Consider the following 11,964-nt stretch of genomic DNA (forward strand, 5'->3'; position numbering starts at 1 on the left):
TCCAAGTGTCGGAAATGGATCAGACCGCTTCCCGCGCCAGATCTCCTGGGGCCAGAGCTTCCCGGGCCAGCCGGTCGCGGGCGCGCTTGACGAGCTGACGCGCGTTCGGTGCGCCGATCCGCAGCGTCTCCGCGATCTCGCGGTACGGGTAGCCGAAGCCTTCTCTCAGGACGTACGTCGCCCGCTCGGCCGGTGAGAGCCGATCCAGCAAGAGCTGTACGGCGACCGCGAAGGCCTCGCGGTTCTCGGCGTACACCTCGGGATCGGGTCCCGTCGCCACCCGCTCGTCCGGAAGCCACGGCCCGACCGCTGTCTCGTGCCGCCGCCGCGCCGACTGCACCAGGTTGATCGAGAGTCGCGACACCACGGTCGCGAGGAACGCCTGCGGATCCGCGACCGCAGCCCGGTCCGTCCGCTGCCACCGGACCCAGACATCCTGCACCAACTCCTCGGCCTCGTGCGGGTTGCCGGTGATCCGGCACGCGATCCGGAACAACCGCGGCCGCGCCTGCAAGAACTCGTCCAAACCCGCCGTACTCACGATCTGGCCTCCTGACGCTGGGGATACGTGCAGCGTCGGCCGTCGACCACGGGGTCCGCGCCCTGGAAACCCCGTGGTCGAGCCCGTGGTCAGGCGCCTACGGCGTCCAGGATCGTGGCGGTCACCGCCTCCGGCCGGGACACGCTCAGGGCGTGCGAGGCGCCGGCGATCTCCCGGGTGTCCTTCGCGCCCGCGCGCTCGGCGAGGAAGCGGTGCAGGGCCACCGGGATGTTCAGGTCCTGGTCGCTGAACACGAACCAGGACGGGATCGTCTTCCACGCCGGCGTGGAGGCGGACAGACCGGCCGTCAGAGCGGCCTCGGTCGCCGGACGCTGGGTCGCGGCCATCAGCGCGGCCTGGTCGGCGGGTACGTCGGCACAGAACTGCTGGTGGAACACGTCCTTGCGGATCGCGAACTCGTTGCCTCCGCTGCTGACCGGGTACGCGTTCAGAGCATCGCCGAGCGTGCTGCCCGGGAACTGCAACGACAGCTGGAACGCGGTCTCGCCCTGGTCCGGTGCGAACGCGCAGACGTAGACGATCGCGGTGACCGCGTCGTTGCCGGCCGCGGCCTCCGTGATCACCATCCCGCCGTACGAATGCCCGACCAGTACGACCGGCTTGCCGATACCGGCGATGACGTCGCGGACGTACTGCGCGTCACCTTCGAGGCTGCGCAGCGGGTTGGCCACCGCGACCGTTTCGATCGACCGTGCCTGCAGCCGCTCGACGACGCCGTTCCAGCTGGCCGACTCGGCGAACGCGCCGTGCACCAGGACGACGACCGGATTCTCACTCATGGGGGTTCTCCTTCTCTCGGGACTACCAGGTGAGACCGGACAGACAGCGAGGTTGTGACCGGGGAGACAGTCACAGAACGCCTCGCTGCGGTGTCCTGATCAGTGAGTCCGTCCAACACTCGCGAAGGAGAACAGATGAGCGTCACCGAACAGCAGATCGCCACGTCGGTCCTGGTGATCGGGACCGGTGGTGCCGGGCTCCGGGCGGCGATCGAGCTGGCCGAGCAGGGCGTCGAGGTTCTTGCTCTCGGCAAACGCCCGCGCTCCGACGCGCACACGTCGCTGGCCGCCGGCGGCATCAACGCCGCGCTCGCCACCATGGACCCGCAGGACACCTGGCAGCAGCACGCGGCCGACACGCTCCAGGAGAGCTACCTGCTCGCGAACCCGGTCACCGTGCAGATCGTCGCCCAGGGCGCCGCGCGTGGAATCGAGGACCTCGAACGCTGGGGTATGCCGTTCGCCCGCGAGGCCGACGGCCGGATCTCGCAGCGGTTCTTCGGCGCGCACACCTACCGCCGGACCGCGTTCGCCGGCGACTACACCGGGCTGGAGATCCAGCGCACGTTGATCAACCGCGCGGTCCAGCTCGGCGTACCGATCCTGGACACGGTCTACGTGACCCGGATCCTGGTGAAGGACAACACGGTCTTCGGTGCGTACGGCTTCGACCTGACGACCGGCCGGCGGTACGTGATCCACGCCGACGCGGTGATCCTGGCGGCCGGGGGTCACACCCGGATCTGGCGCCGTACGTCGTCTCGCCGTGACGAGAACACCGGTGACGCGTTCCGGCTCGCGGTGCTCGCGGGCGGGAGGCTCCGCGACCCCGAGCTCGTCCAGTTCCACCCGTCGGGGCTGATCGAGCCCGAGAACGCGGCGGGCACGCTCGTCTCGGAGGCGGCCCGCGGCGAAGGCGGTCAGCTGCGCAACGCGCTCGGCGAGCGGTTCATGGCGCGGTACGACGCGGAGCGGATGGAGCTGTCGACGCGGGACCGGGTGGCGCTCGCGGAGTACACGGAGATCAAGGAAGGCCGTGGGACCCAGAACGGCGGCGTCTGGCTGGACGTGTCGCATCTCCCCCGCGAGACGATCATGCGGCGGCTGCCGCGGGTGTACCAGACCCTGCTCGAACTGCAGATGCTCGACATCACCAAGCAGCCGATCGAGATCGCGCCGACCGCGCACTACTCGATGGGCGGCGTGTGGGTCCGTCCCGAGGACCACGGCACCGGCGTCGAGGGGCTGTGGGCGATCGGCGAGGCCGCGAGCGGACTGCACGGCGCGAACCGGCTCGGCGGCAACTCGCTGATCGAGCTGCTGGTCTTCGGCCGGATCGTCGCCGAGGAAGCCGCGAAGTACTCGATCGGCCGGCAGGCTCAAGTGCGTTCGGCCGACGCCGTCGCCGAGGCGCGCGCGGAGATCGACCACCTGCTGACGAACGACGGGCCGGAGAATGTCCGCGCTCTGCAGCGCGCGCTGCGCGACACGATGACGGCACGGGCCGGTGTCGTCCGCGACGAGGACGGACTGCGGGCCGGGATCGCGGAGCTGACCGAGGTCGAGGAGCGGATCACGCAGGTCGGCGTACATCCGGACATCGCCGGCTTCCAGGACCTGGCCCACGCGTTCGACCTGAAGGCATCGGCACTGGCCGCACGGGCAACCCTCGATGCGGCCCTGGTCCGACGGGAGACGCGCGGCTGCCACAACCGCTCGGACTACCCGGAGCTGGACGAATCGCTGCAGGTCAACCTCGTCTGGTCAGGCCCGGACGCGATCGAGAAGGAAACGATCCCACCGATCCCCGAAGACCTGCGCCACCTGATGCGACACGTCGCAACCGACGGCAAATTGGTCGAGTGAGAGCTCACCGTCTATGTGCTGACAGGAAGCTTCGGAGGAGGGACAGGGGCGGCCAGCTCGTGCGGTCTTTGCGGGTCAGGACGAGGGCGCGCATGCGGGGTTCGGGGTTGCGGAGGCGGCGTAGGGAGATGCCGGTGGTTTTCGGGTAGGTGGCGGGCATCAGGCCGACGCCGAGGCCGGCGGTGATCATTTCCTGGACGAGTTGGAGGCTGTCGGCGCGCTGGGTGATGTGGGGTTCGAAGCCGGCGAGGGCGGCCAGGGTGCGGACGACCTGTTCGTCGGCGACATGGCGGGAGTTGACGATCCAGTCGCTGCCGGCGAAGGCTGCGACGACGTCGACCGCCGTACCGCCGGTGCGACGGGAGCGGGACGGGACGGCCAGGCTCCAGCTGGATTCCCAGAGCGGGGTGGCTTCGAGGGACGGGTCGAGGGCCGCGGGTGCGAGGTTGTAGTCGTAGATGAGTGCGAGGTCGACCTGGTCGCGTTCGAGCATCGTCAGCGCGTCGGGTGGTTCCTGTTCCTGAATCTCCAGCCGGACGGCGGGGTAATCCTGCCGGAGCCGGTGGACGACGGGCAGGAGCGTGTCGCGGATCGCGGTGTGGAAGCCGGCGACGCGGACGGTCCCGGAGGGTTCGGCCGACGGGTCGAGATCGGCGCGGGCCGCTTCGTGAGCAGCCAGGATGTGTACGGCGTGACCGGCGAGCCGACGGCCGGCCGGGGTGAGCCGGACGCGGCGGCCGTCGGGCTCCAGCAGCGGCGTGCCCACTTCTTTGGCGAGTGCGGCGATCTGCTGCGAGACGGTGGACGTGGTGACGCCGAGGACCTCCGAGACGGCATGCATCGAGCCGAGCCGGGACAGGGCGAGCAGGAGTTCGAGACGGCGTACATCCATTCACTGATCATGAACGATCTGTCCAGGATTCTCACGTGGACGCGAACGGAATCGCGGGCTTCACTGGACCGTATGCGCACACGGGAGACCGGGATCGCCTTCGCGGTCCTGTCGATGACGATGGTCCAGCTGGGACTCGCGGCTTCGGTCGGGCTGTTCGACCGGGTCGGTCCTGAGGGTGCTGCGTGGCTGCGCCTGGTGTGCGCGGGTCTGATCGTGCTGGTGCTGTTCCGGCCGCGGCCGAGCTCATTCGATCGTAACGCTTTCCTGGCGGCGGTCGGTCTCGGCGTCGCGACCGCGGGCGTGACATTGCTGTTCATGGCGTCCGCGGCGCGTCTGCCACTCGGTACGGCGAGCGCGCTCGAGTTCCTCGGTCCGCTGTCGGTCGCCGTACTGCGGAGCCGTGGACGACTGATCTGGCCGGCGTTGGCGTTCGGCGGCGTACTGCTCCTGACTCAGCCGTGGCACGGGTCGGTCGACGGTTCCGGCGTACTGTTCGCGCTCGGTGCCGCCGCGTGCTGGGCGGCGTACATCGTCCTCACCCAGCACGTGGGCAGCAACGTCACCGGGCTTCAGGGGATGGGCGTCTCGCTTCCGGTCGCCGCGGTCGTGGCCACCGCTGTCGCCGGCCCCGCCACGATCCCGGTGATGACCTGGGAGTTGGTGGTCATCGGCTTCGGTCTGGCGCTGCTGCTGCCGGTGATCCCGTTCAGCCTCGAGTACCTGGCGCTGCGCCGCCTGGACGCCGGCGTCTTCGGCACATTGATGAGCCTCGAGCCGGCCCTCGCCTTGATGATCGGCTGGCTCCTGCTCGGCCAGTCCCCCACGCTGCTCCAGGCTGTCGGCATCGCGGGCGTCATCACCGCCGGCATCGGCGCGGAACGATCCGTACGCCCCCAGGTACCCTCCCCCGACCTCGTCCCCCTCGCCTGACGCCAACTTTGAGAACCCACCAACCATTTTCGTCGTCGATTTTTGGTTGGTGGCTTCTCAAAGTGCGCGGGCCGGGTCAGGAGGCGCGGGCTTGGGCGGTCACTTGGCCGTGAAGGGTTTCGGGGTAGCGGGCCAGCATCGCGCGCAGCTCATCGGCGTCCACGTTGGCGCCGAAGGGCTCGGTGCCCGGTTCGAGGCGTTTGCCCTCGGCAAGCGGTCCGGCGAGGACCGGGTCGAACCCGAGCGCGTCGACGATCCGGGCCACCTGCTTCGCGTCGGTCTCGTCGCCGGCGATCGCGATCGCCTTGCGGCCGGGAGTTCCGGTGGGACGCGCGCCTTCGTCGAGGTCGTGGTAGCCCATGTGGTTGAAGGCCTTGACGACGCGGGACTCCGGGAGGAACCGCTGCACGATCTCCGACGACGACGTGCGCGGATCGGTGAGGTCGTCGCGGATGCCGTCGACCTCCCACCAGTAGTTCATCGCGTCGATCACCAGCTTGCCGCGCAGGGCCTCGACCGGAACGGTCCGATGCTTGCCCAGCGGGAGCGCGAGGATCACCACATCGGCCTCGGCGACGGCTTCGGCGGCGGTCATGGCCACGGCTCCGGGCGTGACGACCTCGACGATCAGCGCGATCTTCGAGACGTCACCAGAGCCCGCGATCAGTACGCGGTACCCGGCCGCGACCGCCAGCCGAGCCAGCACCGTCCCGACCTTCCCGGCCCCCAGGATCGCGATCGTGGTCCCAGTAGATGTCACTGCCCCTCCGCCAGGATCTCGCGGACCAGCGGGATCACCTTGGTCCCGTACAGCTCGACTGCCTTCAGCCGCGCGCTCATCGGCAGCGGACCACCCGAGTAGATCAGGTCGAACCGCTTCACCCCGAGCGTCTGCACCGCGCCCGCAATCCGGCGGGCGACCGTCTCCGGCGACCCGACGTACATGGACCCGTGGAGCACCTCGGACTCGAACTCCTCGCGCTTCAGCGGCGGCCAGCCGCGCAACGCCCCGATCCGGTCGCGCATCACCTTGTACGGCGCGAAGTAGATCTCCTTCGCCTGCTCGTCGGTCTCCGCGACGAACCCCGGCGAATGCATCCCGACCGGATGCGCCACGGTGCCGAACTGCTGCGCCGCCCGCTTGTACAGATCGACGTACGGCGAGAACCGCTCGGGCGAACCGCCGATGATCGCGAGCATCAGCGGCAACCCGTAGTACGCCGTACGCACCACGGACTGCGGCGAACCGCCGACCCCGACCCACGTCTGCAGCCGTCCGGACTCGGTCTTCGGATAGACCTCGACGTTGTCCAGCGCCGCCCGCACGGTGCCTTCCCAGGTCACCGGCTTCTCGTCGAGCAACTGCACGAACAGCTGCAGCTTCTCCTCGAACAGTACGTCGTAGTCGGCCAGGTCGTAGCCGAACAGCGGGAAGGACTCGGTGAACGATCCGCGCCCGAGGATCACCTCGGCACGCCCGTTCGACAGCGCGTCCACGGTCGAGAACCGCTGGAACACCCGCACCGGGTCGTCCGAGCTCAGCACCGTCACGCCCGACCCGAGCTTGATGTTCGAGGTCTGGGTCGCGATCCCGGCCAGCACCGTCTCCGGGGACGAGATCGAGAACTCCGGCCGGTGGTGCTCGCCGAGCGCGATCGCGTCCACGCCGATCTGATCGGCCAGGACGGCTTCGTCCACCACCTGCCGGATCGCCGCCGCGGCCGTCACCGGCGCACCGCTGTCGTCCACCGGGATGTCACCGAACGTGTCCAACCCGAAGGCCACCTCGGCTGTATCAGGCATGATCCGCACTCTCCTGTCCGCTCACACAACAAGTCTAGGTTGACACGTCAACACCAGACTGAGCGGGGTTCATTCCCGGGAGCTCCAGTGCCGGAGCTTGTCCGGGTTCAGGACGATCCAGACGGTGGACACCTTCGACCGTGTCACCTTCAGACTCAGTACTGCGACGACGCCACCGACGACCCGCAGTACGACGCCCGGTTCCCCGTTGACCGCTTCCACACTGAGCACGGTCTCCGGGCCCACGAGCTCCGTCACGCATCGCGCGACCTGATCGGCGCCCCGGACCGGACTCAACGCCGCGGCCACCCGGCCGCCGCCGTCGCTGACCGCCACCACCTCGGGCGCGAGCAGGCTCCGCAGCGCTCCGACGCTGCCCGCTCGGCAGGCCGTCGCGAACCGGTGCACGACAGCGTGATCGCCACGCTTGAACACTCCGCCTCCTGCTCAAGCGACCGTGGTGAGCTTCGCCGGATTCATCTGCCACAGCACCTCGTCGATTCCTTCGTCCGATGCGGTCACGGTGCAGACCGCGAACACCGCGCCGTCGCGCCGCAGCATCGCGACCGCGCGGCCGTTCGCCGTACCGAACTCGACCTCGACACCGATCCAGAAGTGCTGGTGGAACGCCCGGTGGTACTTCGCCACGCGCAGCCGCCCGACCACCGGGAACTTCGACGCCCGCGCCGCGCCGCCGCCGTCGGAGTAGCTGATCGCGTCGTTGGCCAGCAACTCCTCGAGGACGGAGACGTCACCCGCCCGCGCCGCCGCGATGAATGCCGTCAGCAACGTCTTCTGCTGCGCTCCGGACACCTCGGTACGGCGTTCGGCCCGGATCCGCTTGCGCGCCCGGCTGACGAGTTGGCGCACCGCGGGCTCGGTCGACTGGAGCATCGCGGCCAACTCGCCGTACGAATAGTCGAAGGCCTCCCGCAGGATGTACGCCGCCCGCTCGGTGGGCGACAGCCGTTCGAGCACGAGGAGGACCGCGAAACTCAGCGCCTCGCCGCGCTCGGCGCCGAGGTACGGATCGGCGCTGGTGTCGACCGGCTCGGGCAGCCACGGCCCGATGTACGTCTCCCGGCGGGCACGCGCGGACTGGCTCGCGTTGATCGCGAGCCTGGTCACCGCCGTCGACAGGTACGCGACCGGGCTCTGGACCGCACTGCGGTCCGCGGCCTGCCAGCGCAGCCACACCTCCTGGACGAGGTCCTCGGCCTCGGCGTGGCTGCCCAGCATCCGGTACGCGATCCCCATCAGCCGCGGCCGCACGGCGTCGAAGACCGCAACCGCGTCATCGAGCTCGTCAGTCATGAGCTGGAGGATACGACCCCGAATCCGTTTCCAGTGCCTCGATCGCGCCCTGCAAGTTGTTCAGATCCGCTGCTTCCACCTGCGCCTCGTACGGGTCGAGCACCCAGTCCGCGTCATCGTCAGGCGGCGTGCCCGCCCTGTCCAGCTCGATGTCGGCCTCGACCTCCACGGCCAGCTCGTGCAGGAAGTCGTCCGTGCCCATGGTCATCGCCCGTCCTGCGCGGCGTACCACTGGTCGTAGTGCAGCTCACCCAGGGTGGCCTCGCCGATCGGGACCAGGCTGCGCTCGCTGAGCTCGGAGCCGAAGTACCGCGCGTGCTCGTCGGCGACCACCTCACGGGCGTCCCCGCGCGCGGCCAGCGCCTTGCGGAAGAACTCGTCCATCCGGAACTCGTCCGGCCCGGCGATGTCGATCCGCGCGTTCAGCGGCTCGCCGACCGCGGTCCGGCCGAGGTTCTTCGCGACGTCCTCGGCGGCGATCGGCTGCCAGGCGACCGGCGCGATGTGCACCTTGCCGTCGTCCCAGGTGCCCTCGTCGGCGATCGCCGCGACGAACTCGAAGAACTGCGTCGCGTGCACCAGCGAGTACGGGATGCCGGAAGACTTGATCAGCTCCTCCTGGGCGATCTTCGCCGCGAAGTAGTGGTTGTCCGGCATCCGCTCGGTGCCGACGATCGAGATGCCGACGTGGTGCCGGACGCCGGCCTCGTCCTCGGCCTGCAGCAGGTTCCCGGTCGACGTCTTGAAGAACTCCATCACCGGTCCGGCCTCGAACGACGGGGAGTTGGCCACGTCGACGACGACGTCGGCGCCCTTCAGCACGTCCGCCAGGCCCTCGCCGGTGATCGTGTTGACACCGGTGCTCGGCGCGGCCGGCACCGCCTCGTGGCCGTGCTCAGTGAGCTTCGCCGCCAACTTCGTGCCGATCAGTCCGGTGCCGCCGATCACGACGATCTTCATCGCAGAACCCTTTCGATTGTCTTCAGCTGTCACCGGGTAAGACAGGGCACCCACCGATCCTGTGACAGTCACATCCAGAGCACCTGCCCTGTCTCTACCGGTGACCCCCGATGGAGAGGAGCCGCCCGTGCCCGAAGCCACGGTCCGCATCCGGGTGCGGATGACCGCGCGCCCGATCGACGAGCCGCACCGGGCGTCCAGCAACCTCGAGTTGCTGTTCGATCTGACCTTCGTGGTCGCGGTCGCCGCCGTCACCGAGCAGTTCGCGCACACGATCGCCGACGGCCACGCCGCCGTACTGCCGTTCCTCCAGGTGTTCTTCGCGATCTGGTGGGCCTGGATGAACTTCACCTGGTTCGCGTCGTCGTACGACACCGACGACGTCACGTACCGGATCCTGACCATGGTGCAGATGGCCGGCGTCCTGCTGCTCGCCGCGGGCGTCCCGGCCGCGGCGGATCACGGCGACTACCTGATGGTCACCTCGGGCTACCTGGTCATGCGGCTCGGCCTCATCTCGTTGTGGTTGCGCGCGGGCATCGAGGACCCGGCATCCCGGCGTACGGCGTTCCGCTATGCGATCGGGATCGGGGCGCTGCAACTCGGCTGGTTCGGCCGGCTGTACCTCGCCGAGGCCGGCGCGTCCGCCGGTGGACTGCTCGTGGCGTTCATCGCGCTGGCGATCCTGGAGCTGTCCGTGCCGCTGTGGGCCGAACGTCCACGGGCCACGAGCTGGCATCCGCACCACATCGCGGAGCGGTACGGACTGTTCACGATCATCCTGCTCGGCGAAGCGGTTCTGGCCGCGTCCAACGCCGTACGGCGAGCCGTCGAGGAGACTGACGTGAACGCCGAACTGATCGCTGTCGCGGGCTGCGGTCTGGTGATCCTGTTCGCGTTGTGGTGGCTGTATTTCCTGCATCCGGCCGGGCCGCGGCTCGAGGACCGGCGGGACCGTTCGTACCGCTGGGGCTACGGCCACTACGGCCTGTTCGCGGCGCTCGCCGCGCTCGGTGCCGGACTCGAGGTCGCGGTCGAACAGACCAGCCACACACTGCACCTGTCCCCCACCGGTGCAAGCTACGCGGTCGCCGTACCGGCCGCGTCCTTCATCGCCTTGCTCTGGGGCGTGCACCGATCCATCGCCGACGGGTCGAGGGTCCATCTGGGTACGGCGCTTGCGGGCATCGTCGTCCTGCTCCTGCTTCCGCTCGCGACACCGGCGATCGGGCCGCTCGCGGACCTCGCACTGATGGCCGCGACCTGCGTCGCGGTCGTCGCAGTCGCGTCGCGGGACGCTAGGCAGTGAGGGCCGAGAGGGTCTTCAACGTCGACCGAATGACGTCCGCGATCGGTACGTCGCCCGGCGCGGCGATCCAGCGCTCGAAGGAGACGCGGAAGACCGCCACCCCGGTCTCGGCCGCGAGGGCGGCGACGTCCGGGGCGACGCCGCGCTCGAGCAGGCCGTCGGCCAGCGAGGTCGTCAGCGTGGCCATCTTGATCAACTCGCGCTCGCGCAGCTCGGGCGTCGACATGATGACGGCGGCGCGCCGGCGCGAGTAGTCCCGGCGGATGTCGCCGAAGAACTCTGCCGAAGCGAGCACCGCCGCTGCAACGGCCTCCATCGGGGTCGCGTCTGCCGGCGCCGCGGCGAGCGCCTCGACCATGTGCTGCTCGAGCAGTTCGGATCCGGCGAAGAGCACCTCACGCTTGTCCGCGAAGTGCCGGAAGAAGGTCCGCGCGGTGACACCGGCCCGGTCGGCGATCTCGGCGACGGTCGTGCCGTCGTACCCGCGCTCGGCGTACAGCGCCATCGCCGCCTCCCGCAGCCGCCCGGCCGCATCCGGCTCCCACCGTCCCATGCGGTCGATCCTAGCCGATGTCATCGAGTGACATCAGGGTGTAGCATCGGGTGATGTCAGTCAGTGACATCATCTTGGAAGGACTTTTCATGCGCGTCTTCATCACCGGAGCGTCCGGACACGTCGGCTCGGCCCTCGTTCCGGAGCTCCTGCACAACGGTCACCGGATCCTCGGCCTGGCCCGCTCCGACGAGTCAGCGAAGCGGCTGACGGAGTGGGGCGCCGAGGCCGTCCGCGGCGATCTGCACGATCTCGACCGGCTCCGCGCGGCAGCGGCCGCCGCGGACGGCGTCGTACACCTCGCCTTCCGGCACGACGCCATGCAGGCAGGCGATCTGGCCGGTGCGGCGGAGTCCGATCTCGCCGCGCTGCAGACGATCGGCGACGCTCTCGCCGGCACCGACAAGCCGCTCGTGAGTACGTCGGGCACCGGCATGCTGGCCGGAGTGGTCCAGAGCCGGGTGGCAACCGAGGACGACTACGACCCGAACGGCGGCTACCGCATCGACGCCGAGAACTACGTCGTCGACCTGGCCGCCAAGGGCGTCCGCTCCTCAGTCCTCCGGCTCCCGCCGATCACCCACAGCCGGCTCGACCACCACGGTTTCGCGCCGTCGCTGATCGCGTTCGCCCGGCAGAACGGCTTCGCGGCGTACATCGGCGACGGGAAGAACCGCTGGTCGTCGGTGCACACGCTCGACGCTGCCCGGCTCTATCGCCTGGCCCTCGAGTCTGCCCCGGCGGGCACTCGGCTGCACGCGATCCAGGACGAGGGCATCGAGTTCCGCACGATCGCCGAGTCGATCGGTCGCGGTCTCGACCTTCCGACGCGCTCCGTCACGGCCGACGAGGCCCCGCAGTACCTGGGCTTCCTCGCGCGGTTCGCGGCCATGGACATCCCGACCTCCGCAGCCCGGACGAGTGAGCTGCTCAACTGGCAGCCCACCCACCCAGACCTCCTGGCCGACCTCGCCGAAGGGTTCTACTTCTAGA

General features: G+C 69.4%; 14 protein-coding genes. 4 read left to right on the forward strand and 10 right to left on the reverse strand.

Features of this window, described 5'->3' with window-relative positions; translation table 11 throughout:
• Window positions 1-19 precede the first annotated feature (19 nt).
• Window positions 20-541, reverse strand: a complete 522-nt coding sequence (locus tag EV651_RS21405; protein ID WP_202870441.1) for a sigma-70 family RNA polymerase sigma factor — start codon at window positions 539-541, stop codon at window positions 20-22.
• Between the two features lie 89 nt (window positions 542-630).
• A complete protein-coding gene (locus tag EV651_RS21410; RefSeq protein ID WP_133786982.1) occupies window positions 631-1,341 on the reverse strand; it encodes an alpha/beta fold hydrolase in 711 nt (236 codons plus the stop codon).
• Window positions 1,342-1,476: 135 nt separating this feature from the next.
• Between EV651_RS21410 and EV651_RS21415 the strand changes: the two genes are divergently transcribed.
• Window positions 1,477-3,207: an L-aspartate oxidase gene (locus tag EV651_RS21415; RefSeq protein WP_133786983.1), complete on the forward strand. Its 1,731-nt coding sequence runs from the start codon at window positions 1,477-1,479 to the stop codon at window positions 3,205-3,207.
• A gap of 4 nt (window positions 3,208-3,211) precedes the next feature.
• On the opposite strand, the gene EV651_RS21420 is transcribed toward EV651_RS21415, so the two are convergent.
• Entirely contained in the window at window positions 3,212-4,099 is an 888-nt protein-coding gene (locus EV651_RS21420; RefSeq protein WP_133786984.1) for a LysR family transcriptional regulator, read from the reverse strand.
• A 72-nt stretch (window positions 4,100-4,171) separates the two neighbouring features.
• Between EV651_RS21420 and EV651_RS21425 the strand changes: the two genes are divergently transcribed.
• On the forward strand, window positions 4,172-5,032 hold the full coding sequence (locus EV651_RS21425; protein ID WP_202870442.1) for a DMT family transporter: 861 nt from the start codon (window positions 4,172-4,174) through the stop codon (window positions 5,030-5,032).
• Between the two features lie 76 nt (window positions 5,033-5,108).
• Here EV651_RS21425 and EV651_RS21430 read toward each other — a convergent pair whose 3' ends face one another.
• The 6 genes from EV651_RS21430 to EV651_RS21455 form a co-directional block, all read right to left on the reverse strand.
• Entirely contained in the window at window positions 5,109-5,792 is a 684-nt protein-coding gene (locus EV651_RS21430; RefSeq protein ID WP_133786985.1) for an NADPH-dependent F420 reductase, read from the reverse strand.
• The gene (locus tag EV651_RS21435; protein ID WP_133786986.1) at window positions 5,789-6,835 is read right to left on the reverse strand and encodes an LLM class flavin-dependent oxidoreductase; all 1,047 of its coding nucleotides are present in this window, start codon (window positions 6,833-6,835) and stop codon (window positions 5,789-5,791) included. Before EV651_RS21435 ends, EV651_RS21430 begins: the two co-directional genes overlap by 4 nt.
• A gap of 69 nt (window positions 6,836-6,904) precedes the next feature.
• Window positions 6,905-7,270: a siderophore-interacting protein gene (locus EV651_RS21440; protein ID WP_133786987.1), complete on the reverse strand. Its 366-nt coding sequence runs from the start codon at window positions 7,268-7,270 to the stop codon at window positions 6,905-6,907.
• 12 nt (window positions 7,271-7,282) lie between these two features.
• Window positions 7,283-8,149: an RNA polymerase sigma-70 factor gene (locus EV651_RS21445; RefSeq protein WP_133786988.1), complete on the reverse strand. Its 867-nt coding sequence runs from the start codon at window positions 8,147-8,149 to the stop codon at window positions 7,283-7,285.
• On the reverse strand, window positions 8,142-8,357 hold the full coding sequence (locus EV651_RS21450; protein ID WP_133786989.1) for a hypothetical protein: 216 nt from the start codon (window positions 8,355-8,357) through the stop codon (window positions 8,142-8,144). Before EV651_RS21450 ends, EV651_RS21445 begins: the two co-directional genes overlap by 8 nt.
• Complete coding sequence (locus EV651_RS21455) at window positions 8,354-9,109, reverse strand: SDR family oxidoreductase (protein WP_133786990.1); 756 nt, start codon at window positions 9,107-9,109, stop codon at window positions 8,354-8,356. Before EV651_RS21455 ends, EV651_RS21450 begins: the two co-directional genes overlap by 4 nt.
• 127 nt (window positions 9,110-9,236) lie before the next feature.
• Between EV651_RS21455 and EV651_RS21460 the strand changes: the two genes are divergently transcribed.
• Window positions 9,237-10,418, forward strand: coding sequence for a low temperature requirement protein A (locus EV651_RS21460; protein WP_202870443.1), 1,182 nt, complete (start codon window positions 9,237-9,239; stop codon window positions 10,416-10,418).
• Here EV651_RS21460 and EV651_RS21465 read toward each other — a convergent pair.
• Window positions 10,408-10,971, reverse strand: coding sequence for a TetR/AcrR family transcriptional regulator (locus tag EV651_RS21465; protein ID WP_133786991.1), 564 nt, complete (start codon window positions 10,969-10,971; stop codon window positions 10,408-10,410). The genes EV651_RS21460 and EV651_RS21465 overlap by 11 nt on opposite strands.
• Before the next feature lie 53 nt (window positions 10,972-11,024).
• Between EV651_RS21465 and EV651_RS21470 the strand changes: the two genes are divergently transcribed.
• Window positions 11,025-11,963 carry an SDR family oxidoreductase gene (locus EV651_RS21470; RefSeq protein ID WP_238157100.1) on the forward strand — a complete coding sequence of 313 codons (939 nt, stop codon included), beginning with the start codon at window positions 11,025-11,027 and terminating at the stop codon, window positions 11,961-11,963.
• The last annotated feature ends 1 nt before the right edge of the window (window position 11,964 follow it).

The organism is Kribbella sp. VKM Ac-2571 (assembly GCF_004362255.1).
In the GTDB taxonomy this organism is placed as follows: Bacteria; Actinomycetota; Actinomycetes; order Propionibacteriales; family Kribbellaceae; genus Kribbella; species Kribbella pratensis.